Genomic DNA, 24870 nt, shown 5'->3' with positions numbered 1-24870 from the left:
GCCTGCGCGCTCCTTCCCCTGGAGTACCTCTCATGCGCACGCCGCCCGCACCGCTCAGCCTGATGGAACGCGACCGCCGCTGGGCGCTGGCCCGCGACATCATGGCCGGTGAGTGCCTCGATGCCCTGGTTGTACATGGCGACCGGGAAGCCGCCGCGCCCGCCGGCTTCTCGCCAGACTGCTACTTCACCAATGACCGGCCCGGCTCGATCGTGGTGTTCGTCGGCGACCAGCCCCCCCGGGTGTTCACCTTTGCCTCGCTGATGATTGCCGACCACCTGCAGGCCGGCCTGCGCGGCGATCTGCAATGGATCGCACCCGAACAGCTGTGGGTGGGCAAATCCGGGCAGGAGGTGGGCCGCTGGCTGCAGCAGTGTGGCCTGCACTCGGCACGTATCGGCGTGCTGGGGCTGGAGCCGTATCCGCCGTTCTACTTCGACGGCGCGATGCCTGCGCGCACCCTGCAGGGCATGCAGGCGGCAGTGCCGGGCGCGGAATTCGTACCGGTGTATCGTGCGTTCTTCCAGCGCGCCTCGGTCAAGAGTCAGGAGGAACTGGCGCTGATCGCGCATGCCGCCTGGATCGGTGAATCCATGAGCGAGGCGCTGCGTGCCACCGCTCGCCCCGGTGTTTCCGAAGCCGAACTGGTTGCCGCAGTGACCGCCACTTGTTTCTCGCTGGGAGGCTATACCGCCGAGGTGCTGCTCGGCTCGGGTCCCGAGTATGTAGGCTGGGGACCGCCCGCCTGGCAGTACCGTGCACAGCCGCCGCGCATTCTGCGCGATGGTGACCTGGTGTTGTCGGAGATCTTCGCACTGTACGGGCTGATGGAAACACAGCATCAGGCCGCGGTTGCCATCGGCGAGGTACACGACGACATCCATCGCGCCGCCGCTGTCGCCCGCAGCAGCTACGAAGCGGGCCTGTCTGCACTGCGCGTGGGCAATACCTTCGGCGACGTCGTCGACGCGATGGAAGCGCCCCTGCTGGAGGCGGGGGGTTGGCACGTGCATCCGTTGGTCCACAGCCTCAACCCCTATGGACCGGTTGGCTTTGGCCGTGCGCCGGGCATCGAAGCGCTGCCGGAGGCCGCGCGCTATGCGCACATCGCGCCGCTGCCGACTGTCGGGCGCGAACTGCCCCTGCAGGCCGGCATGTGCTTCGCCTTCGAACCGAACTGTGCATTCGGCCGGCACATGGCCAACATCGGCGGTACGGTCATCGTCGGCACGGATGCGGGTACCGCGCTGAATGAAAACTCGACACGGTTGATGCAGGCCGATGCCTGAGTTCATCGCCCACCTGCAGACACCGGCACGGCGGCGCGCGGCCGAGACGCGCAGCGGGCAGACCCGAGCCCGACTGCTGCACGCGGGGCTGCAGCTGTTCAGCGCGTTCGGCGTGGAGGGCGTGCGTACCCGCCAGCTGGTGGACATGGCTGGCTGCAGCCAATCGGCCATCCCATATCACTTCGGCGGCAAGCAGGAACTGTATGCCGCAGTGCTGCAGCGCTGTGCCCAATCCATTGCCGAACGACTGCCGCTGCCGGCAGCACCGCCGACTGGCGTGCGGCAGGCCGCGCAGCAGCTGCAGCAATTGATGCAGGTATTTGTCCATGCCTTGCTGTCGGCACCGGATGCGGGGCCACGCACGCTGCTGTTGGCGCGCGAACAGATCCAACCGACGGCCGCGTTCGCCAGCGCCCACCGTACGCTGTTCGAACCCCTGCACACCACGTTGGCCGCGTGCGTGGCGTGCCTGCGTGGCAGCGAACCAACCAGCGTCGAGACGCTGCTGCGTACCCACGCCCTGCTCGGGCAGGCGATCGTCTTCGCCGTCTCCCATGGGGCTCTGCAGGCCAGATTGAACCAGGGAGCACCCTTGGCAGACGTGGAGACGATCGCGGCGGTGGTCAGTGGCATGGCATTGGCTGCAGCGAAGGCAGCGCCCACCTGAATGGCTACGTGATCGGTCCCGTGCGCAGGGCGCGTGAAAACCGTGGCGAAGATGGCGACCTGGACTTAGCGTGCGATGGCCAAGCATGGAGGCCGTCGTCTACGAAGGCGACGCCCACACCGCAGGAGATTTCACATGACTGAGCAGAACCCGCGCAGCTCCAACCGGGGCTTCGCATCAATGGACCAGGCCAAGCAGCGCGCGATCGCTGCCAAGGGCGGGCGTGCAGCACATGCGTCCGGCAATGCGCATGAGTTCAGTCCGGCCGAAGCACGTGTCGCAGGCCGCAAGGGCGGCGAGGCGATCAGCCGCAACCGCCAGCACATGGCCGCGATCGGTCGTGAAGGTGGGCACGCTCGCCACGCCAATGCGCGCCAGCAGCAACAGCAGCAACAGCAGCCACACGAGATCGAACGCACGGCAGAGGGCCCGCAACGCCAGCAGGGCTGAACGCTGCGCGTCAGGCCGGTGCGCGCTGGCGATACAGACCCAGCGCAGCAAGCAGGACCAGCGCACCGGCCACAGCCATCGCCCAGCCGAAACCACTGGTCATCGCACTGCGATACCACGCCAGTGTCTGCGGCGTGGCGTGCATCGAGCTTGGTTGCAGGATGAGTTCGCGCGCCTGTGCCACCAGCCCCCGCTGCCCGGCCGCCTGCGCGGAAACGGCGAAGTGCTGCACGGCGCGCTGGCCCATCAAGCTGCCCAGCAGCGCGATGCCCAGGCTCATGCCTGCCTGGCGTAACGCGTTCATCGTGGCTGAGGCGATACCCGCGCGCTCGACCGGCGCGCTGGCCATGACCGCCATGCCGGTCGCCGGCACTGCCAGCCCCATGCCAATGCCAAGCAGCACCAGCACAGCGCTGGCAAAAGCACGCGACGTAGCCGGTTCGAACGTGGCCATCGCGCACAGCGCTATCCCGGCCAGGGCGTAGCCCAGCACCAGCGCGGCATGCAGCCCGAGGTGGGCGACCAGACGACCGAACAACAGCGAGACGACCCCCATCAACAGGAACTGCGGAGCCAGCTGGGAGCCGGCCTGCGCAGCGCTGTAGCCCTGCGCCTGCTGGAAGAACAGCGACAGGAAGAACAGGCTGGCATAGGCAGTGAAGCCCAGCACGAACGATGCCAGGTTGAACATGCCGAAGCGGCGGTCGGCAAACAGGTCCAGCGGCAGCAATGGGCGTACAACCCGGCGTTCAACGATGCCGAACAGGATCAGTCCGGCGGCTGCGACGCCCAGCGCCAGCAGGGTCACCGGCGCCAGCAGGCCGTGCTCGCCGATCGCGATCAGGCCATAGCTCAGCGCACCCAGCGCGACGATGCTGAGCAGCTGCCCGGCGGGGTCCAGTGCGGCGTGCTGCGGATGCCGCCGCTCCGGAATTCCCCAGACGCCCAGCGCCAGCGCGAGCAGGCCCAACGGCAGGTTGATCAGGAAGATGCTGGGCCATCCGGCGCGCTGCACCAGCACGCCGCCCAGCAGCGGGCCCAGCACCAGGGCCAGCGCACTGAACGCGGACCAGCCACCGATCGCACGTGCACGTTGGCGCGCATCGGGGAAGGCGTGGCTGAGGATCGGCATGGCGCTGGGAATCAACAATGCGCCCGCGATGCCCTGCACTGCGCGTCCAGCCACCAGGGTCGCAAGAGTGTTGGCACAGGCGCACAGCAGGGACCCCAGCGTGAAGGTGGCGACGCTGAGCAGCCACATCCGCCGATGACCGTAACGATCCCCAAGCGGCCCCGCCGACAGCATCAACGCCGACAACGCGATCGCGTAGGCGTTGATCACCCATTGCAGGCCGGCCATGTCGGTGTGCAACGCCTGCTGCAGGGCCGGCAGGGCGACGTTGACGATGCTGATGTCCAGCGAGGCGAGGAATGTGCCGAGGTAGGCGGCCAACACCAGGGCCGGACGTTGGAAACGCTGCATGTGTGGATCCCGGGGGAGGACGTGCTCGCATCGTAGCCACTGACTGACCGTCGGTCAATGACCGACGGTCAGTCAATGCCGAAGGACAGCTAGAATGGCCACCGTCGCACCCGGACCTTGCCCACCATGCAGACCCCAGCTGTCGCCAGGCCTCGCACCAAGCCTGCGGAAACCCGCCAGGAAGAACTGATGGACGCCGCGCAGGCACTGTTCCTGTCAAAGGGAGTGGACGCCACCACCATCAGCGACATCGTCGCCGCGGCTGATGTGGCCAAGGGCACCTTCTATACCTACTTCGCCTCGCGCACCGAGATCCTGCAGGCGCTGGCGCAGCGCTACACGCGGCAGTTCATGGAAGCGGTTGACCAGGCCGTGCAGCAGCACCCCGTCGGCGATGGCGTAGCACGCTTGCGCGCCTGGATCCGCGCCAACATCGAACTTTACGTGCGCACCCATGTACTGCACGACGTGGTCTACGCCAACCATCATCACCACCAGCGCGGCAACGCCGAACGCAATGCAATCCAGCAGCAGCTGCTGGGCATCCTCGAAGCGGGCAACGCCGCCGGTCTGTGGCAGCTTTCGGCGCCGCAGGTTACCGCCTCGTTGATCTACGCCGGCGTGCACGGCGCTACCGACGACCTGATCGCCACACCGGCACAGGATGCCGATGCGTTCAACGAAGCCGTGCAGGCCGATTGCCTGCGCATGGTCGGCGTGCCACCGGCCGGTGCCAAGCGGCGCTGACGAACCGTCTGTCGCTCAGGTATGGGCGAGGATGTTCAACAACCGCCCGAACGGGTCACGGACGAAGAAGCGACGCACGCCCCAGGGCTCATCGGCCGGGCCATATTCCAGCGGGATGCCGGCCGCGCGCATGCGCTCCAGTACCTGCTGCAGATTGTCCACTTCGATCGACAGATCCGGCACTGCGGTGCCGGCCCCCCCTTCACTGGCAAAGCTGACCTGCGCCAGCGCGCTGCCCTCGCCGCCGTGGGTGACGATCCAGCCGTGGTCCATCACCACCGGCATGCCCAGCAGCTCGCCATAGAACACTGCGGCACGCGCAGGATCAGGCGTGGCGATGTTGGCGACGACACGTTTGACGGCCATGTGCAGCGGCTCCGATGCGATTCCCCATCCTCGCCGCTGCGTGCATGGCCTGCAAGCGGGCTGCGCTGAAACAGAAGAGCCCCGTCGGTGACGGGGCTCGTCATCAGTCCTGCATTGCCACTGCTTACACAGCGCCGCAGCGATCCATGACGCAACGATCGTATTCGTACTGGCATTCCATCGCATCACCGCCACCGGACAAACAGGCCTGGTAAGCCTTCCAACAGGGAAGATCGCATGGCGGAATCGGCCCGGCCACAGCAACCGAACCGCTGCAAGCCAAGGCGAACACGGCACCTACGATCATTTTCCTGAAAGTACGCATCGACATCACTCCTTGATAAGCCTGGTGAGCCCAGGCCGGGCCACGGTAGCGGGGTTTCCCGGAGATGGAGTGAACACGCGCGTCACGAAACATTAACCTGTTCATTAAATTTTCTTCACACCACTGGGGGTGATCGGCGCGCTGCGGGGTTAACGGCCTTGTTGTCCGTCAATCAAGGAAGTTGTCCGATGAATCACCCGCTGCACGGCCGTTCGTCCCGCTCCCGTTCTCCGATGCACAGCCGCCTCGCACTGGCGGTCACCAGCACATTGCTGCTTGCCAGCACGTTGCCCGCCATGGCCAACGACTCATTCGAGGTCTGGCAACAACAGCGCCAGTTGCAGGCGGCGTGGGCGCAACCAGGCGTCGGCGCGTCCGCAGCACCGACGGCCACCACGCCAGCGGCGGCCAACACGTCCGTTCTCGGCAACCCCGGCGATGCAGCCAGTTGGCGCAGCGATGAATTCAACGCTGACTGGGGGCTGGGTGCGATGGGGGCCGATTACGCCTATGCACGTGGACTGACCGGCCAGGGCGTACGTCTTGCCCTGTTCGATTCGGGCTCGGCACTGGCCCATCAGGAATTTGCGGGGCGCAATACGTCCAGCATCACCATCGGCGCGGACTGCGCCACGCCAGGCGTGGTGGCCGGTACCGGTGCCTGCGAACAAACCCGTGGCGAGCAGCCAGGCTACAACTACTACGGCCTTGGCCCCGGCGTTCCCGCCGCACTGGCCGCACGCCTGATCGCGGCAGGCCAGCCCTATGGCTTCAGCTACGCCGACCACGGCACCCACGTGCTGGGTACCATCGGTGCCAACCGCGATGGCAAAGGCATGCATGGCGTAGCATTCGGTTCGAACCTGACCGCAGCCCGTGTGTTTGGTGATACCTACTATGAGTGGCGCCTGGATCCGGACAACTTCTATCGTCCGCGCGCGCTATATCGCACCGATCCCGATGACACCGCTACCTTGGATATGTATGCGCAGATCCAGGCGCAGGGCGTGCGCGCCATCAACCACAGCTGGGGTATCTCTACCCGCAACATGACTGCTGCCGCGCTGGATGCACAGTATGCAGCGATCGGTGACGGCTACGGCGTGTATGGCAGCATCTACGCCAACGATGGCGATGCCCCCTCCTCCACCCTCATCCAGGTGTGGTCGGCTGGTAACGGCAGTGGCGCCGTCGCCGGAATCACGGCCGCCATGCCGCGCTGGAAGCCGGAACTTGAACCGTACTGGCTGGCCGTGGCCAACGTCCGCCGGCCCAACGCTGCTGCGGGCGAAACCGACTACGTGATCGATGGCAGTTCCAGCATCTGCGGCGTTGCCGCCAACTGGTGCATCTCGGCACCCGGCACCGACATCCTGAGCACCATTGTGTCCGGTGATATCCAGGGTCGCGTCGAGAACACTTCCGCCTATGTCCGCCTGATCATCGACAGCGAGAACACCCAGTACGTCTATGGCACCAAGACGGGCACGTCGATGGCGGCGCCACACATCACCGGCGCGCTCGGCCTGCTGATGGAGCGCTTCCCCTATCTGGACAACGCCCAGGTCCGCGACGTGTTGCTGACCACCGCACGCGACCTGGGTGCAGCAGGCATCGATCCGATCTACGGCTGGGGCATGGTCGACCTGCGCAAGGCCATCGAAGGCTACGGCTCGCTGCGCGTGGATACCAACGTGGTGATGAACCAGAAGGCCGGTGGCCTGAAGGTCTGGGAAGGCGATGCCTGGGACGACTGGACCAACGACATCGGTGGCCCCGGCAAGCTGACCAAGTCCGGCATTGGCTGGCTGCGCCTGAGCGGTGACAACACTTTCAACGGCGCGGTACTGCAGGACGGTACGCTGGAATTGAATGGCGCCAACACGCTCACGTCTGCGGTCGAGGTCCAGGGTGGCCAGTTCCTGCTCAATGGCAGCCTGGTCTCCACCGCGCTGAACACCACCGGGGGCGTGAGCACGGTCAGCAGCAGCGGCCTGCTGAAGGACAGCAACCTGACCGTCAACGGTGGCGTGGTGTCCTTCAACGGCACGCAGACCGGCGGCACCACCACGGTCGGTGCCAACGGCCTGCTGAAGGGTGTCGGTGCGCTCGGCAGCACCCACGTCGACGGCATCATCGCGCCCGGCAATTCGATCGGCACGCTGACCATCAACGGCAACTACGTACAGGGTGCAACCGGCGTCTATGCTGCCGAACTTGCTCCGGGCGGGCGCAGTGACCAGCTGCACGTGACCGGCACCGCCACCCTCGGCGGCACCCTGATCGCACTGCCGGAGCCGGGTACCTACTACCTCGGCGAGCAGTTCAATTTCATCCGCGCCGACGGCGGTGTCAGCGGCCAGTTCGCGAAAACCGACTTCAGCGCGTTCTCGCCGTTCCTGCAGTTCAGCCTGGCTTACGGTGCCAATGGCACCCGCATCGACGTGGCCCGTGGTGCGTCGCTCGCCAGTGCCGCCGCCACGCCGAACCAGCGTGCGGCCGCGGCGGCGGCCGATGGACTGGCAATCAACCAGGGCCTGCCCAAGCCGCTGACCCAACTGTTCCCGCAACAGGTCGGTGGCGTGCTCGATGGCCTCAGCGGCGAGCTGCATCCGGCCACGGCACTGGCCCTGGTCGAGGGCAGCCGCCATGTGCGCGATGCCGCACTGTCACGCCGTGCCGGTGCAGGCGCACCGGGATCCGATACGGGTGATGCCACCGGTGCCTGGGTGCAGGCGCTGGGCGGCAACAGCAAGCTGGACGGCAACAGCAACACCGCGCGCACTGACGCCAACAGCAATGGCCTGCTGGTCGGCATCGACCGCGAGTTCGGTGGCTGGCAGATCGGCGTGCTGGCCGGTACCGGCCGCACCGACGTGAAGCAGCAGGAGCGTCGTGCCAAGTCGAAGATCGACAACACGCACTTCGGCGCCTACGCCAGCCACACCTGGGGCGGGTTCGGCCTGCGCGGTGGCGTGGCATGGAGCCGCAATGAAGTGAAGAGCACGCGTGATGTTGCCTTCGCAGGCTTCAGCGACAGCCTGAGCGCGCGCTACAACGCACATACACGCCAGGCCTTCATCGAAGCGGGCTACCGTTTCGGCAATGCGGAAGGTGGGCTGGAGCCGTACCTGCAGGTCGCCCGCGTGGAAGTGGACCTGAAGCAGATCAACGAGCGTGGCGGCGCGGCGGCACTGCACGGCAAGGTGGACGACACCGGCACCACCATCGCCACCGCTGGTCTCCGCTTCGACAAGGGTCTGAAGGCATCGTTCCAGCAGGACAGCTGGTTGCACCTGCGTGGCGGTGTCGGCTACCGCCGTGCCTCCGGCGACCGCAGCCAGGTGGCCAACCTCGCCTTCGCCAACAGCAGCACCACGTTCGCGGTCGAGGGTGCTCCGATTGCCGACAACGCCGTCGTGGCCGAGCTGGGCCTGGCGGCGTGGCTGACCCCGCGGCAGCAGCTGGAGCTGGGCTACAGCGGTCAGTTCGGCAGTGAAAGCCGCGACCATGGCGCCACTGCACGCTGGTCCGTCCGCTTCTAAACACGTGTTCTCTTGACGGGTTGGGGCGGCCTCGCGGCCGCCCCTTTTTTGCCCGCCATCCAGCGCTATGTGCGGTGCCGCAGCGCGGCGGTACCTGCCAGGCTGGCAAGTGGCAGCAGCAACCCGTAGGCCACCAGCGGCCACACGGTATCGCCGGGCAGCACCAGGGTAACCAGCGTGCCGATGCCTGCCACGATCAGGCTCTGCACCGCGTAGTACAGAGCCACCGCCGTACCCGACGCATCGGCGAAATCACGCAGCGCGCCGCTTGCGGCCACCGAAACCACCATCACCAGCCCCACCGCGATGCCCCACATGGGCAGCACCACCGCGATGAACGAGGGAGGCCACGCTGCGGCCAACGCCATCAGCAGCACCCCGGCCACCATCACCCACAGGCCGCGCAGGAAGGTACCGCGCACGTTCCAGCGGGCAATGCACACGTGCGCCATCCGCGCCGTGACGATCATCACCAGCGCCACCGTGGCGAAGGCAAGGCTGAACGACAGGGGCGAGTACTGCATGCGCCCGACCAGCAGCCGGGGCGCGACCGAGAAGAACACGAAGAACGTGCCCATGCCCGCACTGAAGCCCAGCGTGTAGACCCAGAACGCGCCGCTGCCGAGGATGCGTCGTACCGCCGGTCGCGACGCGTCATGGCACCGCGGGCGGGTTTCCTGCCAATGCCGTACCGCGCGCATGCCGGCGATCATGCCCAGTGCGCCGAGCAGAACGAAGATCGCGCGCCAGCCAACCGCGCCTGCCAGCAGTGCGCCGAGGATCGGTCCCAGTGCCGGCACGAAGGCCAGCATCGAGGCGAACAGCCCATACAGCGACGCACCTTCGGGTGTATCGGCATACACGTCACGGACCGTGGCAAAGGTCGCCACCAATGCCGCCGACGCCCCCACCGCCTGTACGGTTCGCCAGGCCAGGAATGCTGCGCCGCTGCTGGACATGGCCAGCGCAAACGACGAAAGCGCGAACAGCAACGCCCCCAGCAACAGGACCGGCCGCCGCCCGATGCGGTCGGACAACGGGCCGAACAGCAACTGGCCCAGGCCGAGCACCAGCAGGTAGATGCTCAACGTCAGCTGCACCACCGTCGGTGATGTCTGCAGTGCCCGCGGCATCACCGGCACCACAGGAAGATAGATATCCATGGCCAGCGAGGCCAGGAGGTCGAACGGCGCCATCAGCACAATGGCCGATGGCAGCGGGTCGGCCCAACGCGGGGCCTGTCGATTGAACATGGGGAGTCTCCGCCCAGAGTGAATCCGGCGGTGATCCATCCACTTCGCGTGCATCGCAGGGATGATCACCGCAACAACGTCTGCATCGTTGTTGCGGCTCAGCGAACTGTCTGCGGACCGTTCCCGTTGTTCATGATGTCCATCGAATGCGAATGCAGGTGGCGCAAGTGTAGCAATCGTCCACCTGCCGCGCGGCGCTCAGGCCAGGGGCAACATGTCGATGCGCCGGCACGGCGTCTCCTTCACCTGCTCGATCAGCCGTCGCACCACAGGCGAGGTCTCCGCCCGCCGGTACTGCACAGCGATGGTCGAGACGATGGTGGGGCCGGCCAGTGGCAGATAGATCATTCCGGGCAGCACCAGCGTGCGTTGCAGTACCGATGGCACGATCGCCACTGAACCAACGCCGACCGACACCTCGGCCAACACCGCCGCCAGATGCCCGGGCTGGGAACGGATACGTGGAATGAACCCGCCGCGGCGCCCGACTTCCATTGCGCCCACCGGCTGCTCCGGCATGACGAAGCTTTCCCGGGCCAATGACGCCGGCTGTACCGGCGCGCGGGCCTGCGCCAGCGGATGGGTTTCCGGCAGGGCCACGCAGAACTGGTCTTCGACCAGGGTGTGTTCGCCGAAACTGTCGGGTACATCCATCGGAGGCCGGCAGAACACCACATCCACCCGGCCTTCCTGCAGCAGCTGCGGGAGCTCGCCCATCGGCCATTCGCTCACCTGCAGTTCCACGCCCGGGTAGCGGCTGCGGAACCGGCTGAGCTGATCCTGCAACGCACCGGCATACAGCGCCGAGCCGACGTAGCCGATCTCGATCTTGCCGATCTCACCCCGCCCGGCGCGCCGGCCCAGGGTTTCGGCCTGTTCGAACCGGCGCAGCACATCGCGGGCTTCCGCCAGGAACACCTCGCCTGCGGAGGTCAGCAGCACTTCGCGCCGGCCGCGGTCGAACAGGCGCGTGCCGAGGCGACGCTCGATGTCCTGGATCTGCACGCTCAGCGTGGGAGTGGCGATCCCCAGCCGCAGGGCCGCGCGACCGAAGTGCAGTTCCTCGGCCAAGGTGACGAAGTACTCCAGGTGACGGCGTTCCATGGGCGGCATTTCGTTAGGTTCAAGCTAACGTAACCAGAAAACACCGAGAATGAAACAAACACCGATCATTGCTGGAATGGCGGTCCTCCCTTCGTGCGAGTGACCGGTGTCGCCCTCCCCTCCCTCTTCGCCTGCACGGCACACGCTGCCTGACGCGACCCTGCTGGTGGCCTCGCTGGGCTGCACGATGACCGTGCTGGAGACCAATGCCGTCGCGGTCGCACTGCCCAGCATCGCGCGTGACCTTCACGCCGGATTCGCCGATATCGAGTGGGTGATCAGTGCCTACATCCTGTCCTTCACCTCACTGCTGCTGCCCGCCGGTGTTGTCGCCGACCGCTACGGCCGCCGCCGGGTGCTGCTGATCGGCATCAGCCTGTTCGCCCTCACTTCTCTGCTCTGTGCACTGGCGCCCGGTGCCACCCTGCTCTACCTCGCGCGGGCACTGCAGGGCATCGGTGCTGCTTTCCTGCTGGCGCCCTCGCTGTCGATCATCGGCCACACCTACCACCAGGGGGCCGCCAAAGACACCGCATGGGCGTTCTGGGGCACAGCCATGGGCGTGATGATGGTGCTCTCGCCACTGATCGGCGGCCTGCTGTCCGCGCTCTGGGGCTGGCGCGCGGTGTTCATTGCGATCCTGCCGTTCCTGGGCCTGCTCGGCTACGGCACGCTGCGCTGGATACCCGAGTCGTCCGACAGCGCGGTCCGCCCGCTCGACCCGCCCGGCATCATCACCTTCAGCGTTGCCATCTTCGGCATCGTGTTCTTCCTGGTCGAAGGACTGGCAATAGGATGGTCATCGGCGCCGGCGCTGGGCGGGCTGCGCCTGGCCATCATCATGGCCGCCGCCTTCGTCCTCGTTGAACGGGCACGGTCACATCCCATGGTCGATCCCGGGCTGCTGGCCAGTCCACGTTTCGTCGGCGCACTCATTGCCATGGTCGGCTATTCGGTCAGCGCACAGGTGATGGCGTCGATGCTGCCGCAGTACCTGCAGAACGGCATCGGCCTGGGCGTACTGGCTGCGGGTGCCGGCATGCTCCCGTTCGCTGCGGCGATGCTGCTGTTTCCCAGCGTGGGCCGCCGGCTCGGTCGCCATCTGAACAGTCCGGCGGTGCTGGCGATCGGGCTGTCGACCACGGCCGCGGGCAATGCCGTGGCCGGACTGGCTGCGTGGCAGCATCTGCCGTGGCTGGCATTCGTCACAATGGTGGTGATCGGTGCCGGCGGCGGCATCCTCAATGGCGAGACATCCAAAGCCATCATCGGCGCGGCACCGCGCGAGCGGGCCGGCATGGCCTCCGGCATCAGCGCGACCACGCGCTTTGTCGGCATCCTGCTCGGATTCACCGTGCTGTCCAGCGCCTTGACCTTGGGCGTCCGCAACGCACTGTCAGCTGTGGTTCCCGCGCGCGATGTACTGTCGATGGCCGATGCGATCGCTACCGGCACCTTCACCGGTGCGCGCAACATGGCCTTCGCACAGGCGATCTACAGCCACGGATTTGCCAGTGCACTGTGGACATCGGCCATTGCCGCGCTGCTGGCCAGCCTTGCGGTGTTGCTGCTGGGCCGTAGTCCCGCACAGCGATGACGCTGGAGCGCGGATTACGAAGTTGGCCGGGGCAGCCACGCTGCCCCGACCGTGGCGGCCCCGGGGAGAAGGCCGCCGATGATCGTCAGGCCGCCTTCATGGCGTGCTTGCGCGCCCGCATCACGTTGTGGCATTCCTGCACTTCGGGCAGCAGCTAGGTGACTTCCTGGCGCACGGCCGGCGGCAGTTCGTTGTCCTTCAGCACGTCCTTGAACGCGCCAAGCAGCCGGTCTTCCGACTCTTCCAGCTCGGCCACGTAACCATAGTTGGTGTCGCCGAATGCAGCGCGCACCTTGCCGTAGAACTGCTGCATCGACCCGACCATGGTGCCGTGCTCGGCGGGCTTGCCGCCGCTGGCGGCGACCGAACTGCTCAACGCGGCGACGATGCGGCCCTTGACGCCGGCAATGCGGGTGAACAGGGCCGACAGTTCGGCATCCTTCACCTTGGTCGCAGCTTCTTCGTAGAACGACTTTCCGTCCCGGGCAATCTCGATCAGGTCGTTGAGGCGATGTTCGATGGTGGACTGGGTGCTCATGGAATCGCTCCTGTGTGCTCGATGGTCTATGGGGAATGACAGCGCGAGTGCGTTGCCTTCGGGATCACTGTGGAGGTTTGAATGTGCCGGTTGGGTGAGTACGAATTGATGCATGCATCACCACCCTCAACGCGTCCTGACTCCTTCATCCCATCGCATTTCCGCGTTCACGGCGTCTGAGCAGAACGCCCACGATTCACCAGGGCGCAATGACGATGATCAGCGCCACCAGCAGTGCGATGGCAAGCACCAGCAACAGCACATGCCACTGCTTCCACGTGGGTTTTGGTTTACCGGGGGTATTCATCGGATGTCTCCTGGAGTCTGTCATCGGCCCGCAGCCAGACTGAAGCAGGGCACCCCCGGTGCGCGTCGCGGTTTCGTGCATGGCTTGTGCATGAACGCTGTATCCAGCGCGCGACGATAACGCGTCCATAACGTAATCGAGTTGTAAACGGAATGTTAGGTTCCTTCCGATTCCGCACAGCGGAGTTTCAGATCGGTTTCCACGCAGCTATGCGGAAACCCATTCAACTGGATTTGGAGAGAGCCAAATGCATTACAAGTACACCCTGCTTTCCCTGGCAGTGGGCACGGCCCTGGCCGCCGCCTGGTCACCGGCCGCGCATGCGCAGGACGACGGCGACAAGACGCCGAAGAACCTCGATCGCATCCAGGTTACCGGCTCTGCCATCCGCAGCGTGGATATCGAAACGCAGCAGCCGATCATCGCCATCACCCGCACGATGATCGAGCAGCAGGGCTTCACCACGATCGCCGACCTGCTGCAGAACCTGACGTCTACGGGCGCGCCGGCGATCTCCCGCGCACGCGCATTGTCGTCCGGTGAAAATGTCGGCGGTTACTACGTCGACATCCGTAATCTGGGCGCCACGCGCACGCTGGTGCTGGTCAATGGCAAGCGCCTCGGTGCGACCACCAGCGGCCTGCAGGATCTCAGCCAGATTCCGATGAGCGCGGTGGAACGCATCGATGTCCTGAAGGACGGCGCCTCCTCGCTGTACGGTTCGGATGCGATCGCTGGCGTGGTCAACATCATCACCCGCAAGAACTACGAAGGGCTGGAAGTGTCCATGCAGCACGGGCAGTTCAGCCAGGGCGATGGCAAGGACAGCACGTTCTCGCTGGTGACCGGCGCCCGTGGAGAACGTGGCGGATACACCCTCGCACTGGAATACCAGAAGTCGGATCCGGTATTTGCCCGCGACCGCGAGTTCTCCCGGTACGGCGGCGCCGGCCCCAATTACCCGGGCGCGGACTGGAGCAACATCAGCCAGAACGGTTCGTGGTGCGACCCGGCGCTCTACAAGTGCAACACCGGTGACGCGGTGTTCAAGACGCTCAACCGTGGCGGCGACCCGAAGAATCCGAACGACTACCACCCGATCACGCCGGCCGAGTTCGCCAACGGCAACGACCAGATGCACCTGCAGACCGGCATCGAGCGTCGCTCGCTGTTCCTCAGCACGGACTACGCGCTGAGCGACCAGATCAAGTTCGCCGCCGACATCGGCTACAACGAGCGCACCACCGACCAGCAGATCGCGGGCTACCCGTACCAGTCGACCAAGTTCGGCACGCCCCTGGACGCAGCCAGCGTATTCAATCCGCTCGACCACGGCATCGCGTTCAATCGCCGCCTGTGGGAAGTGCCGCGCACGACCGAAAGCAAGCTGAAGTCGCTGCGCATTGCACCAAGCCTGTCCGGCTACTTCGAACTGGGCGCCAAGACGTACGACTGGGAAGTCGGTGCGCTGTTCAACCGCAATGAAGTCACAAAAACAGGCCGTGGCGACATGAGCCTGATCGCTTCCCGGCAGGCATTGGGGCCCTCCTACCTCGATGCCAACGGTGTGGCCCGGTGTGGCACGGCGGCATCGCCGGTCACGGGCTGCCTGGCCTGGAATCCTTTGCTGCCATACGGTGTCGCGGGGGCTGGCTCTCTCTCCGATCCCGAACTGCAGCGCTTCTTGTTCCCGACGTTCAACGATACCGGCATCACCAAGACCCGCAGCTATTTCGCCAATATCTCCGGGCCAGTGATCGAACTGCCTGCCGGTGACCTGTCCGTCGCTCTGGGTTACCAATACCGCAAGGAAGAAGGCCGCTTCGTGCCCGACGCCTTTGCCCAGTCGCGCCAGAGCACGGCGCTGGGCGCGTCCACCACCTCGGGTGAGTACAGCCTCAATGAGTTCTTCGCCGAAGTGAACGTGCCGGTGCTGCGTGACCTGCCGTTCGCCAAGGAACTGACCGTGAACCTGGCCACGCGCTATTCCGACTACAGCAATTTCGGCAATACCACCAATTCCAAGGCCAGCTTCGCCTGGCGCCCGATCGAGGAATTGATGATCCGCGGCACCTTCGCCGAAGGCTTCCGCGCGCCGAGCATCTCCGACCTGTATGGTGGAATGGGGACCAGCTTCGAAACCTATGTCGATCCCTGCGGCACCGGCGCCACCAACAGCGTCAACGGCAACGCTGCCTGCAACGCTGCCGGCGTCCCGCTGGGCTACCAGCAGCTGAACCAGAGCCTGAAGCCCTGTGCCAGCTATCCGTGTGCCACGCCCGACGAATTCACCACCGGCTCCAACGCGAAGCTGCGACCGGAAGAGTCCAAGAGCAAGACCGTGGGCGTGGTCTGGAGCCCGCGCTGGGTCGATGGCCTGGACATCAACCTCGACTGGTACAGCTACAAGATCACCAACATGATCATCGAGGACAGCGTCGACCGCATCCTGCGTGACTGCTACGTGCTGGGCAATTCCTCGCGCTGTGGCAGCATCAAGCGCGCTGGCGATGGCCACATCACCAGCATGTTCTACGGCCTGGCCAACCTGGGCTCGATGGAAACCGAAGGCTGGGACCTGGGCATCCACTACCGCCTGCCCGAGTTCTCGTTCGGCCGCTTCACCATCGACCTGCAGAACAGCTATGTCTCCAAGTACGACGAGGAGAACCAGAACTCGGCCGGCGACACCATCATGATGGGCCGGATCGGCCGGCCGGGCATCTTCCGCCTGCGCTCGAACCTGGGTGTGAACTGGCAGCTTGGCAACTTCAGCACGCAGTACACGGTGCGCTACTACTCCGGCATGGCCGAAAGCTGCGTGCCGAACCGACCGTGCTCGCTGCCCGATCGCTACGCCTACGGAGAACCGGATGCCCTGCGCAAGGTGGGCTCCAATGCCTTCCATGACATCCAGGTCAGCTACAAGCTGCCGTGGGACGGTACCGTGGCGCTGGGTTCGAACAACGTGTTCAACCACCAGGGCCCGATCATGTTCTCCAAGCCGTCCAGCTCCTTCCCCTACTACGGCGGCTTCGATATCGGCCGCACCGTGTACGTGAAGTACTCCCAGCGCTTCTGACGGGCATGTCCGTGCTCGTGGCCGGCGGAAGGGGAGTCCGCCGGCCACGATGCACACCACCTCCACCCAATCTCCATCGTTTTTCGACGGAATCTCCAAGGTTCCCGGCAACACTTGATGTCATGACGGCTAAGGAGCAGGACCGCATGGATCGCCACGCGCCCCGACGCTGCACACCCGTCTCCAGGTTCACCACTGAATGTGGCGATGTGGCCGGGTTCCGACCCTCCGGACGTGCCGCCGCAAGGGAAGTACGAGATGACGACGGCAGTTCGCACCGGCCTGACCGACCTGGTCGCTGACGCGCAGCGGTACCTGCGCAGGATTCTCCCCGGGCTGGCCTCGGCAGTGCATCCACTTGCTTCATTGCACGCCATTCCCCACGCAATGGCATCGCGCTACCACCTCGCCGGACTGATGCTGTACGGGGAAACCCCCGCCATGCTCGCCGTGGCCCGCGAGCCCGGCGAATCCAGCACCCGTGTGATCCAGGATGTACGCTGCCTGCGCTCTGCTGCGAATGCACTGGTGCTGTACGTCTCGCCCTATCTCACGCCGACCCAGCGCCGCTTCCTGGTCGAGAACCACATCGACTTCGTCGTCCCACACACCCAGTTGTTCGCGCCCAGCCTGGCCATTGAGTTCCGCGACGACCCTGATCATGAGAAGAAGGCCATCTCGCTGCTGCCTTCGGCGCAGGCCGTGCTGATCCACGTGCTGCTGAGCGGCCAGTCGCGCTGGTGGTCGCCGCGCGAGATCAGTGCTGCCGCCGGCTACACCTCGATGACGGCGTCGCGCCTGTCTGCCGAACTGGTTGGTCGCGGCCTGGTTGAACGCTCCACCGGTGGCCGCGAGCGCTTCCTGAAGCTGGCCGGCAACCGCGACGAGGTCTGGGCCAGGGCGCAGCCGTTCCTGCGTTCCCCCATCCTGAAGGAAGTGGATGTCTGCTGGGGCCCGACCGCCGAGGCGCTCCGCGATGCCGGGCACCCGGCGCCGACGGCGGGCCTCGATGCGCTTGCTGACACGTCACCGCCCGCGATCGGCGGCACCCGCGCGCTGCACATCGATGCGTGGCGGTTGCTGGGTGCACTTCCCATGCCCGGCCCGGACTGCGTCCAGAGCGCACGGCTGCAGATCTGGGCCTATCCGCCGGCATTCACCAGCATCGGCGATGTGGTTGACCCGCTTTCGCTGTATCTCAGCCTGCAGGGCAAACGCGGCCATGATGCAGACGCGCTGGAACAGCGGGTGGAACAGGCGCTGAGCGGGAACACATACCCCGCATGACCGAAGCCCTAGGCGGGCTGCTCGCTCGGCACCGCAGCAGCGCGCCTGGCGCTGTACTCGGCGAATACCACGCCGGACACCGCCAGCAGGCCACCGCCCAGTACCCAGCCACTGAGCGATTCGCCCAACAGCAGCACGGCCAGCGCGGCGGTCACGATCGGCACCAGGTTGAAGAAGCCAGAGACGCGCGCAGCGCCCAGACGTGAAAGTCCGGTCATCCAGGTCAGCGGCGCCAGGATCGAGGCACAGACCGCCGCGAAGCCGATGCAACCGACGGCGGTCAGATTGCTCACCCCGGTACCGACCAGCAACTGCAGTGGCAGCAGGATCAGCGAGGCCGCCGTGGCCTGCAGGAACAGCGACTCCAGCACCGACAGCGGAATCTTCCAGCGCTGCATCAGCACGTTGTAGGCGGCGAAGGCCAATGCGCCGATCAGCATGATCGCGTCTCCGCGGTTCAGGCCCTGCGCCGCCAACCGTGCCAGGTCGCCCTGCGATACCACCGCCACTACGCCGGCGGTGGAGATCACCGCGCCAAGAATGGAAGTACCACGCACCGGATGGCCCATGAACACGCGTGACAGCGCCAGCGCGATCAACGGAATCAGCGCCTGGATCACCCCCATGTTGATGGCCGAGGTGAAGTGCGCCGCATGGTAGGCCAGGCACTGGTACATCACCCCACCCAGGCAGCCCAGCACCAGGAAGCGCCCGAGGTTGGCGCGCACGGTCGGCAGATTGCCGCGCAGCCGCGGCAGCGCGAATGGCAGCAGGACCACCGCCGCGACCAGCCAGCGGAAGAAGCCGATATCGATGGGACCGACCGAGCCCGAAGCAAGCTTGGTCACGACGGTGTTCGCGCCCCACAGCAGGCAGGCGAGGATCGGAAAGAGATAGTTCACGCGTGCAGGTGTACGTGGGGGAATGGCCAGCGTACGCTTGGCGTATATTGAGGACATCCCGAAAATGCGCCACCCCGACCCCGGCTTGCGGCAATCGATGGAGCCGATCCCCACCTTCCGCCAGCTGCCCGGCCCGATCTACTTCCGGCAGGGCGCGATGGAGCCCACGGACTGGGGCACGCACAGCCATCCGTGGGGTCAGTTCAACTTCGTCGCGCAGGGGGTGATGGAGATGAAGATCGACGGCGAGTGGATGGTGTCGCCGCCGCACTACGCGATCTGGATTCCACCAGGAATGGCGCACTATTCACGCAACCGCTCGCAGCTGGCCTACCGCTCGGCCTATCTGTCGGCGGCGCTTTCACGCCGGCTGCCCACGCGTTGCAGTGCGCTGGAAGTCAGCCCGCTGCTGCGCGAACTGCTGCATGAACTGGCACGACAGGGCGTGACCGATCCGCAGACACCGGTCCAGCGGCGCATGGCCGCCGTGGTGATCGACCAGATCGTCAATGCCGCTGTGCTGCCCAGTTTCCTTCCGATCGCCAGCAGCGATGCCTTGAAGCAGGTGATGGCGTACATGGAGGAACACCTGTCGGCGGCCGAATCGGTTGCCGAGATCGCGCGGCGGCACCACATGAGCGTGCGCAAGCTGGAGCGCCTGGCACGCAGCGAACTGGGCATGTCGCTGGGCGACTGGCGTGGGCGGGTGAAGTTCGTGCGCGCCACCGAGGCGCTGTGTACACGCCGGCCGATCAGCCGGATCGCCGAAGAGCTGGGCTATTCCGGCGTCAGCGCCTTCGCCGAAATGTTCAAGCGGCACGCGCAGTGCACGCCGGATCAGTACAGGAAGCTGCATCGGGCGGGGTGAGCGCGGCCTAGAGAGCGACCAGCAGGTCCACAAGCAGCCCCGGCAGGAACAAGGCGGCCAGAACGCTGGCCAACAGGATCAGCAGGACCTTCGCCGTCAAGGGGCGACGGCGCGGATTGCTGAAGTACAGGTGCAGATCGCGCAGTTCATCTTCCAGCTCCTTCCGCACGCCTGCGCTCTGTGCACCGGGTTCGAGCAGCTGTCGCTCAAGCGCCTTCAGGCGCTTCATCAGTTCACGCGGCGGTGTAGCCCGCAGGATCAGCTGATTGAGCTCCTGGAGCCGGTGCGCCTGCGGCATCAGCGCTGCCACGAGATCATCCGGCGGAAGCCGTGAGACCCGTCGCTGGGCGTCCGCATCCATCTCAGCCTGCAGCACATCGCGTTGCCGCTGCAGTTCGGCCAGGGAGGTGCGGCGCTGCCACATGAGGAGGCACAGGATTGATGGGTGGCGGGCAGTGTATCGCCCGGCGCCCCGGGAAGGTTGTCGATTTCCCGCCCCATCGTTCGTCGGAGAAGGAAAGGCGGGTCTTTCAGCCTGCAGGAGTGCCCCGATGTGCCCGATCCTCACCGCCTTCGCCACCTCTCCCGACCGCGGCCAGGGCCTGGCCCGTGACATGCGCGTACGCTGGGCGCTGGAGGAACTGGCCGTGCCCTATGACGTGCAGCTGCTCAGCTTTGCCGAGCTGAAGCAGCCCGTCCACCTGGCGCGCAACCCCTTCGGGCAGATCCCCACCTGGCAGAACGGCGACCAGGTCCTGTTCGAATCCGGCGCAATCGTCCTGCACCTGGCCGAACAGCATGCCGGCCTGCTCCCCGCTGATCCGGACGCACGCATGCGCGCGATCATGTGGGTTTTCGCTGCGTTGAACACGGTGGAACCGCCCATCGTCGAACGCTCGATGGCCTGGGTGCTGGAACGCGAACTGCCTTGGTATTCACAGCGGCTGGTGATGCTGGACGAGCGCGTGCGGATGCGTCTCTCGCAGCTGTCTGCGTGGTTGGGCACGGCGGCGTGGCTGGATGGCGACTTCAGCGTGGGCGACCTGATGATGGTCTCGGTGCTGCTGCGCCTGAAGAGCAGCGGCCTCCTCGACGAATACCCGAAGGTGGCTGCCTATGTGGGCCGTGCAACGCAACGCCCCGCCTACCAGCGTGCGTTTGCCGCGCAGCTGCAGGTGTTCCGGCAAAGCACAGACGCACCATCACCAAAGGATGACTGAGGCAGCCTCCTTCGGCATTCGAAGGTCCCCCGGCCGCGCGGGAAACCGGAAGGCAGCCGTGTCGTGTATACACGGGCTTCACTGCCTGTGGGCTCCGATCGCGGGGGTCGGACACCCTCAAGGACTTCACTGTGAGCACTTCCTCGCACTCGCTTGCTTTCCTGCTTGCGCGCATCCTGCTGATGGCACTGTTCCTCGTCTCCGGCCTGGGCAAGCTTGGCGACCTCAGTGGTACCCAGGGCTACATGGAAGCAATGGGAGTGCCCGGCATCCTGCTGTGGCCGACCATCGCCTTCGAGATCGGCAGCGGCCTGTGCATCCTGCTCGGCTTCCAGACCCGGCTGGTATCGATCGTCCTGGTGGGCTTCAGCCTGGTCACCGCCTTCATCTTCCACCACAACTTCGGCGACCAGACCCAGCAGATCATGTTCCTGAAGAATCTGGGCCTGGCCGGTGGCTTCCTGTTGCTGGCCTGCACTGGAGCCGGGCGCTACAGCATCGACGGCCGGGGACGCGGCGCATAGGTACCGGCCAGCAGGCTCGCCACGCTAGCGACGGAGCTCCGCCTCCGGCGCCAGCGTGTGGACCACCTTGCCCTGCGCATCGAGGAACTCGATTGCCCCGTAGCCCTCCGGCGTGACGGTCAACCGCAGTCGCGGCCGATCCGCCTTGTCATTCAGTGCAATGGCCGGCGTTCCATCGGCGCCGACCACCAGGCCGATGCGGGTCGGCGCCTGCACACCGGGAATCAACGCATTCCCGAGCGCGGGTTCGCGTATCAGCTTCGGTGCCTGGTTGATCGAGAAGCTCACTTGGCCATCGGGAGACACCCGCCATCCGATCGCATCCATCGCCGGATGATCCAGCGCCAGCACCGCCATGCCGCCGTCGACATCAGCGGTGCCGAAACCACCGCGCTCGCTGCCCTTGTCGTCGTACAGCACCATGCCGGCCACGTTGAAGGCGCGCTTGTACTGGATGCCATCGATGATCGGCGCCGGCGTCTTCCCGGACAGCGTCATGCGGATCACGCCCTGGTCATCGACGATATCGATGCGACGCGCGGTGATGCGCTCGTTGTCGGGCGTCCCGATCCGCGTCTGCGGAGCCTTGTCCACGATCAGGCGCTGCAGGGTTTCCACCGAAGGCCGCTTGGGCGCTCCGGCATCTTCGGCCGCACGCGCCGGAATGCTGTGGAATGCAATCAGCAGGACCAGCGCGCAGGCAGGGCGCATCATGCGGCCTCCAGAGCGGCGTGCACCGGGCGCCGGCAGGCGGCCTGCACCAGCATCAGCTGTGCCACCAGGATCAGCATCGCGCAGCCGGACAGCAGCCATGGGTCGATGTACCACTGGGCATTGAAGCTGAATTCGCCGGCGGAGATTCGCTTCCAGCCGTTGAAGTGCTGCATCGCCGCGACCACGAACGCGAAACCACCCATCGCGTTCGAAAGCCACGGCACGACGACGCCACCCGGCCGTGCAGACATCATCAGTAGACCCAGCACGCCGATGACGGTGCGCTGCACGCGGCAGTAAGGGCAGACATAGGCCAGCCCACTCCATTCCACCGACCAGGCCAACAGGCTGATCAGCACCGCTGCCGCCCCCGCGACGTACAGGACCCTCGGCGCGATCGCCGTGCTGCCGTTATGTGCCATTGCGTGCCTCCCTCCAGTGCGGACCCCTGCAGGGTAGCGTGAAGCGGACACGGGCGCGGCAGGCGTCGCCCTGCGGGCCTCAGTCCTTCTTGAACACGGTGCGCTGGCCGATCGGGCTTCCCTTGCGCGCGGTTGGACGGGCCAGGCCGGGAATCAGGAAATCCGTCACCTTGTGGCCCTTCTGGACCTTGGCGGCCAGCCAGCGCGGCATGCGCCCGCGGCCGGACCAGGTCAGGCGCTTGTATTCCGGGTCGCGGTATTTGGCAGCGACCTTGCCGGCTTTGCGGCGGCTGGATTTCCGCGGCGTCGCGGGTTCTTCGACGGACGCATCGCCAAAGAGTTCTTCGAGCGTATAGCCCGCTTCGGCGGCCGCCGCCTTCAGCATGCGGCGCACCGCACTGGCCGGACGACGGCTGGAAATGAGCTGCCTGCGCTGTTCAGCGGCAACCACCAAGGCGCCCAGCTCCCGCAGGCTGAGCGATTCGATATCGATAGTCATGCCGGGAAAGGTCCACTCCGGCAGGGTGGTCTGTCAAGAGCAATGAGCGCGCGGGTGGCGAGCCGCCATTATCGTGTCAGGTCCTTCAGCAGCTGATTCATGTGTGTTGACCAGTGCGTTGCAGACGTAACTTCATCGAGCAGTTTGTTGCGCAACTCAATCAGGTGCATTGGAAGATCCATTACTGGAATCCTGAGATCCTCCTGTAGGAGTTCTTCCGAAAATGCGCCAGCCTGTTCATTCCACAACAGGATGGTCTCGCGCGCCTGCTCGATTTTCTCATCATACGTGTGAGATGCCTTCATCCAGATTCGCGCTATCAGCACACCCTCTGGCCCATGTTCCCGAAAGAAATCTGAAAATGCTTCCATCTCGTCGCGAGCAGCCTTGTTCGCACGCTTGGCTTCATCAATCCAGCTCGCAATATCTTTTTCCAGACACTTTCCAAGTGCGAAACGTGTAGTGGCAGTTGAAATGCCAAGCGCCACCTCCTGAAAGTGCCGGGAACTGACAAGAGACACATTGCATCAACACTGGCGTGACTCAGCGTTGCCCGCCCCGCCTGATCCGGAAGTGATCGCGATACGCGGACGGTGACATGCCGACAACGCTCTGGAATGCCTTGCGGAATGAAGCTGCGTCGTCATAACCCAGGCGCGAGGCCACCTGTGCGATGGGAAGATCGCCGAGCTGCAGCGCATCCTTGGCCTTGGCCATCCTGGCCTGACGGATGTAGTCGGCGGGATTGCGTTCCGTGGCCTTCTGGAAGCGCCGGATGAATGTTCGTTCGGTCAAATGGGCACGTTGGGCAAGCCCGGCCACGGTGTGGCGCAGCCCAGGTTCTGCAAGGATCAGATGCTGGGTCGCCAGGATGGCGGCATCATCGTGATCGAGCCGGGGCTGGAATCCCTGCAAGGGACGCTGGTCCTGCCGGATGCCGTCACTGAGCATGAAGCGGGCCGTGGCCAGCATGACACTGGGGCCCATGACGCGATCGACGATCAGCAGGCCGAGATCATTCCACGCGAGGATCGCCCCGGAGGTAATGACGTCACCGTCATCGATGACGACATTCTCGGTCGTCACCTGGACATCGGGATGCGCGCTGGCGAGCAGCCCTGCAAAGGCCCAGTGGGTGGTAACCCGCCGTCGCGCAAGCAGGCCGGTCTGGGCGAGCACGAACGCCCCTGCGCAGACCGAGCACATGATTGCGCCACCGGCATGGAGTTCCTTGAGCCACTGCGCCTCACGCGGCATCGCCGACATCCGCTCGGGCATCGCGACGCTGGGCGGCGAGATCACGAACGCGGGGGCGTTCACCTCGCCTGGATCGCTGTCCCAGCAACATTCCATTTGCGCCGACACCGGGTCCAGCTGCCAATGCGTTACCCGCAGGGAACACCGCCGATCATCTTCGTGGGGATACGCCGCCCACTCATTTGCAATCCGGAACAGATCCGTCAGGCCATGGATCGCCGCCATCTGGCAATCCGGATAGATCAGCAGGGCCACTTCGATCCGCTTGTCAGTTTCGATACCCATGAATGTCACCTCCGCCAATTTCAATTGATGCAGCGCTTCCTAGAATGGATTCGGACGGAGTGATGGCCGCCTCAGGATAGAAGGAAATGCCGCCCTGGGGCCACTTCTGCAACACGCACTGACAGCGTCCTTGCTCCTG

Annotated in this window: 23 protein-coding genes and 1 pseudogene; 11 read left to right on the top strand and 13 right to left on the bottom strand. The window is 65.4% G+C overall.

The window, feature by feature from the left end; translation table 11 throughout:
* The first annotated feature begins 32 nt into the window (after window positions 1-32).
* The 3 genes from ARC63_RS10390 (at window position 33) to ARC63_RS10380 (ending at window position 2406) form a co-directional block, all read left to right on the top strand.
* A complete protein-coding gene (locus ARC63_RS10390) occupies window positions 33-1289 on the top strand; it encodes a M24 family metallopeptidase (protein WP_010481275.1) in 1257 nt (418 codons plus the stop codon).
* Window positions 1282-1956 carry a CerR family C-terminal domain-containing protein gene (locus ARC63_RS10385; RefSeq protein ID WP_057503219.1) on the top strand — a complete coding sequence of 225 codons (675 nt, stop codon included), beginning with the start codon at window positions 1282-1284 and terminating at the stop codon, window positions 1954-1956. Before ARC63_RS10390 ends, ARC63_RS10385 begins: the two co-directional genes overlap by 8 nt.
* A 135-nt stretch (window positions 1957-2091) precedes the next feature.
* A complete protein-coding gene (locus ARC63_RS10380) occupies window positions 2092-2406 on the top strand; it encodes a KGG domain-containing protein (RefSeq protein ID WP_010481271.1) in 315 nt (104 codons plus the stop codon).
* Between the two features lie 10 nt (window positions 2407-2416).
* On the opposite strand, the gene ARC63_RS10375 is transcribed toward ARC63_RS10380, so the two are convergent.
* Window positions 2417-3889 carry an MFS transporter gene (locus tag ARC63_RS10375; protein WP_057503218.1) on the bottom strand — a complete coding sequence of 491 codons (1473 nt, stop codon included), beginning with the start codon at window positions 3887-3889 and terminating at the stop codon, window positions 2417-2419.
* Window positions 3890-4015: 126 nt separating this feature from the next.
* Here ARC63_RS10375 and ARC63_RS10370 point away from each other — a divergent pair, with 126 nt between their 5' ends.
* The gene (locus tag ARC63_RS10370; RefSeq protein WP_057503217.1) at window positions 4016-4636 is read left to right on the top strand and encodes a TetR/AcrR family transcriptional regulator; all 621 of its coding nucleotides are present in this window, start codon (window positions 4016-4018) and stop codon (window positions 4634-4636) included.
* Between the two features lie 15 nt (window positions 4637-4651).
* On the opposite strand, the gene ARC63_RS10365 is transcribed toward ARC63_RS10370, so the two are convergent.
* Both ARC63_RS10365 and ARC63_RS23930 read right to left on the bottom strand, forming a co-directional pair.
* Window positions 4652-5002, bottom strand: a complete 351-nt coding sequence (locus ARC63_RS10365) for a VOC family protein (RefSeq protein ID WP_057503216.1) — start codon at window positions 5000-5002, stop codon at window positions 4652-4654.
* Window positions 5003-5126: 124 nt separating this feature from the next.
* Window positions 5127-5327 (bottom strand): hypothetical protein, encoded by a 201-nt coding sequence (locus ARC63_RS23930; RefSeq protein WP_029550896.1) that lies wholly within the window; start codon window positions 5325-5327, stop codon window positions 5127-5129.
* Window positions 5328-5515: 188 nt separating this feature from the next.
* Here ARC63_RS23930 and ARC63_RS10360 point away from each other — a divergent pair, with 188 nt between their 5' ends.
* Window positions 5516-8872: an autotransporter domain-containing protein gene (locus tag ARC63_RS10360; protein ID WP_057503215.1), complete on the top strand. Its 3357-nt coding sequence runs from the start codon at window positions 5516-5518 to the stop codon at window positions 8870-8872.
* Between the two features lie 65 nt (window positions 8873-8937).
* Here the strand turns inward: ARC63_RS10360 and cml are convergent, their stop codons facing one another.
* Complete coding sequence (gene cml, locus ARC63_RS10355) at window positions 8938-10125, bottom strand: CmlA/FloR family chloramphenicol efflux MFS transporter (RefSeq protein ID WP_057503214.1); 1188 nt, start codon at window positions 10123-10125, stop codon at window positions 8938-8940.
* A 198-nt stretch (window positions 10126-10323) separates the two neighbouring features.
* Window positions 10324-11229, bottom strand: coding sequence for a LysR family transcriptional regulator (locus ARC63_RS10350; protein WP_049413095.1), 906 nt, complete (start codon window positions 11227-11229; stop codon window positions 10324-10326).
* A 106-nt stretch (window positions 11230-11335) separates the two neighbouring features.
* On the opposite strand from ARC63_RS10350, the gene ARC63_RS10345 reads away from it, so the two are divergent.
* Window positions 11336-12826 carry an MFS transporter gene (locus ARC63_RS10345; protein WP_057503213.1) on the top strand — a complete coding sequence of 497 codons (1491 nt, stop codon included), beginning with the start codon at window positions 11336-11338 and terminating at the stop codon, window positions 12824-12826.
* Window positions 12827-12911: 85 nt separating this feature from the next.
* Here ARC63_RS10345 and ARC63_RS10340 read toward each other — a convergent pair.
* Window positions 12912-13364 (bottom strand): annotated as a pseudogene (locus ARC63_RS10340) (PA2169 family four-helix-bundle protein).
* Window positions 13365-13918: 554 nt separating this feature from the next.
* On the opposite strand from ARC63_RS10340, the gene ARC63_RS10335 reads away from it, so the two are divergent.
* Both ARC63_RS10335 and ARC63_RS10330 read left to right on the top strand, forming a co-directional pair.
* Window positions 13919-16753, top strand: a complete 2835-nt coding sequence (locus ARC63_RS10335; RefSeq protein ID WP_049480196.1) for a TonB-dependent receptor domain-containing protein — start codon at window positions 13919-13921, stop codon at window positions 16751-16753.
* Window positions 16754-17011: 258 nt separating this feature from the next.
* On the top strand, window positions 17012-18040 hold the full coding sequence (locus ARC63_RS10330) for an IclR family transcriptional regulator (protein WP_049453022.1): 1029 nt from the start codon (window positions 17012-17014) through the stop codon (window positions 18038-18040).
* Window positions 18041-18048: 8 nt separating this feature from the next.
* Here the strand turns inward: ARC63_RS10330 and ARC63_RS10325 are convergent, their stop codons facing one another.
* A complete protein-coding gene (locus tag ARC63_RS10325; protein ID WP_338141132.1) occupies window positions 18049-18999 on the bottom strand; it encodes a DMT family transporter in 951 nt (316 codons plus the stop codon).
* Window positions 19000-19006: 7 nt separating this feature from the next.
* On the opposite strand from ARC63_RS10325, the gene ARC63_RS10320 reads away from it, so the two are divergent.
* Window positions 19007-19810 (top strand): AraC family transcriptional regulator, encoded by an 804-nt coding sequence (locus ARC63_RS10320; RefSeq protein ID WP_057503211.1) that lies wholly within the window; start codon window positions 19007-19009, stop codon window positions 19808-19810.
* A gap of 7 nt (window positions 19811-19817) precedes the next feature.
* On the opposite strand, the gene ARC63_RS10315 is transcribed toward ARC63_RS10320, so the two are convergent.
* Window positions 19818-20171 carry a hypothetical protein gene (locus tag ARC63_RS10315; RefSeq protein ID WP_230080633.1) on the bottom strand — a complete coding sequence of 118 codons (354 nt, stop codon included), beginning with the start codon at window positions 20169-20171 and terminating at the stop codon, window positions 19818-19820.
* A 190-nt stretch (window positions 20172-20361) separates the two neighbouring features.
* Here ARC63_RS10315 and ARC63_RS10310 point away from each other — a divergent pair, with 190 nt between their 5' ends.
* Both ARC63_RS10310 and ARC63_RS10305 read left to right on the top strand, forming a co-directional pair.
* Window positions 20362-21030, top strand: coding sequence for a glutathione S-transferase family protein (locus tag ARC63_RS10310; protein WP_057503210.1), 669 nt, complete (start codon window positions 20362-20364; stop codon window positions 21028-21030).
* 131 nt (window positions 21031-21161) lie between these two features.
* Entirely contained in the window at window positions 21162-21554 is a 393-nt protein-coding gene (locus ARC63_RS10305) for a DoxX family protein (RefSeq protein WP_019336340.1), read from the top strand.
* 24 nt (window positions 21555-21578) lie between these two features.
* Here ARC63_RS10305 and ARC63_RS10300 read toward each other — a convergent pair whose 3' ends face one another.
* The 5 genes from ARC63_RS10300 to ARC63_RS10280 all read right to left on the bottom strand — a co-directional run bounded on the left by ARC63_RS10300 (window position 21579) and on the right by ARC63_RS10280 (window position 24731).
* A complete protein-coding gene (locus tag ARC63_RS10300; RefSeq protein WP_019336339.1) occupies window positions 21579-22265 on the bottom strand; it encodes a hypothetical protein in 687 nt (228 codons plus the stop codon).
* Window positions 22265-22690, bottom strand: a complete 426-nt coding sequence (locus tag ARC63_RS10295) for a hypothetical protein (RefSeq protein ID WP_057503209.1) — start codon at window positions 22688-22690, stop codon at window positions 22265-22267. The genes ARC63_RS10300 and ARC63_RS10295 overlap by 1 nt, the downstream gene beginning before the upstream one ends.
* 79 nt (window positions 22691-22769) lie before the next feature.
* The gene (locus tag ARC63_RS10290; RefSeq protein WP_010481241.1) at window positions 22770-23189 is read right to left on the bottom strand and encodes an H-NS histone family protein; all 420 of its coding nucleotides are present in this window, start codon (window positions 23187-23189) and stop codon (window positions 22770-22772) included.
* Window positions 23190-23257: 68 nt separating this feature from the next.
* A complete protein-coding gene (locus ARC63_RS10285; RefSeq protein ID WP_158003729.1) occupies window positions 23258-23677 on the bottom strand; it encodes a hypothetical protein in 420 nt (139 codons plus the stop codon).
* Between the two features lie 55 nt (window positions 23678-23732).
* Window positions 23733-24731 carry a GlxA family transcriptional regulator gene (locus tag ARC63_RS10280; protein WP_231298622.1) on the bottom strand — a complete coding sequence of 333 codons (999 nt, stop codon included), beginning with the start codon at window positions 24729-24731 and terminating at the stop codon, window positions 23733-23735.
* Between the last annotated feature and the right edge of the window lie 139 nt (window positions 24732-24870).

This window comes from Stenotrophomonas geniculata ATCC 19374 = JCM 13324 (assembly GCF_001431625.1).
In the GTDB taxonomy this organism is placed as follows: Bacteria; Pseudomonadota; Gammaproteobacteria; order Xanthomonadales; family Xanthomonadaceae; genus Stenotrophomonas; species Stenotrophomonas geniculata.
The sequence above is the reverse complement of the archived record's forward strand: the minus strand, read 5'-3'. Positions and strand labels throughout refer to the sequence as shown.

Coding starts and splice junctions, on each gene's coding strand:
- ARC63_RS10325 (WP_338141132.1), bottom strand. CDS start 18,999: ATGTCCTCAATATACGCCAAGCGTACGCTGGCCATTCCCCCACGTACA.
- ARC63_RS10300 (WP_019336339.1), bottom strand. CDS start 22,265: ATGCGCCCTGCCTGCGCGCTGGTCCTGCTGATTGCATTCCACAGCATT.
- ARC63_RS10315 (WP_230080633.1), bottom strand. CDS start 20,171: ATGGATGCGGACGCCCAGCGACGGGTCTCACGGCTTCCGCCGGATGAT.
- ARC63_RS10380 (WP_010481271.1), top strand. CDS start 2,092: ATGACTGAGCAGAACCCGCGCAGCTCCAACCGGGGCTTCGCATCAATG.
- ARC63_RS10375 (WP_057503218.1), bottom strand. CDS start 3,889: ATGCAGCGTTTCCAACGTCCGGCCCTGGTGTTGGCCGCCTACCTCGGC.
- ARC63_RS10320 (WP_057503211.1), top strand. CDS start 19,007: ATGCGCCACCCCGACCCCGGCTTGCGGCAATCGATGGAGCCGATCCCC.
- ARC63_RS10335 (WP_049480196.1), top strand. CDS start 13,919: ATGCATTACAAGTACACCCTGCTTTCCCTGGCAGTGGGCACGGCCCTG.
- ARC63_RS10295 (WP_057503209.1), bottom strand. CDS start 22,690: ATGGCACATAACGGCAGCACGGCGATCGCGCCGAGGGTCCTGTACGTC.
- ARC63_RS10385 (WP_057503219.1), top strand. CDS start 1,282: ATGCCTGAGTTCATCGCCCACCTGCAGACACCGGCACGGCGGCGCGCG.
- ARC63_RS10310 (WP_057503210.1), top strand. CDS start 20,362: ATGTGCCCGATCCTCACCGCCTTCGCCACCTCTCCCGACCGCGGCCAG.
- ARC63_RS10360 (WP_057503215.1), top strand. CDS start 5,516: ATGAATCACCCGCTGCACGGCCGTTCGTCCCGCTCCCGTTCTCCGATG.
- cml (WP_057503214.1), bottom strand. CDS start 10,125: ATGTTCAATCGACAGGCCCCGCGTTGGGCCGACCCGCTGCCATCGGCC.
- ARC63_RS10350 (WP_049413095.1), bottom strand. CDS start 11,229: ATGGAACGCCGTCACCTGGAGTACTTCGTCACCTTGGCCGAGGAACTG.
- ARC63_RS23930 (WP_029550896.1), bottom strand. CDS start 5,327: ATGCGTACTTTCAGGAAAATGATCGTAGGTGCCGTGTTCGCCTTGGCT.
- ARC63_RS10290 (WP_010481241.1), bottom strand. CDS start 23,189: ATGACTATCGATATCGAATCGCTCAGCCTGCGGGAGCTGGGCGCCTTG.
- ARC63_RS10365 (WP_057503216.1), bottom strand. CDS start 5,002: ATGGCCGTCAAACGTGTCGTCGCCAACATCGCCACGCCTGATCCTGCG.
- ARC63_RS10280 (WP_231298622.1), bottom strand. CDS start 24,731: ATGGGTATCGAAACTGACAAGCGGATCGAAGTGGCCCTGCTGATCTAT.
- ARC63_RS10390 (WP_010481275.1), top strand. CDS start 33: ATGCGCACGCCGCCCGCACCGCTCAGCCTGATGGAACGCGACCGCCGC.
- ARC63_RS10330 (WP_049453022.1), top strand. CDS start 17,012: ATGACGACGGCAGTTCGCACCGGCCTGACCGACCTGGTCGCTGACGCG.
- ARC63_RS10370 (WP_057503217.1), top strand. CDS start 4,016: ATGCAGACCCCAGCTGTCGCCAGGCCTCGCACCAAGCCTGCGGAAACC.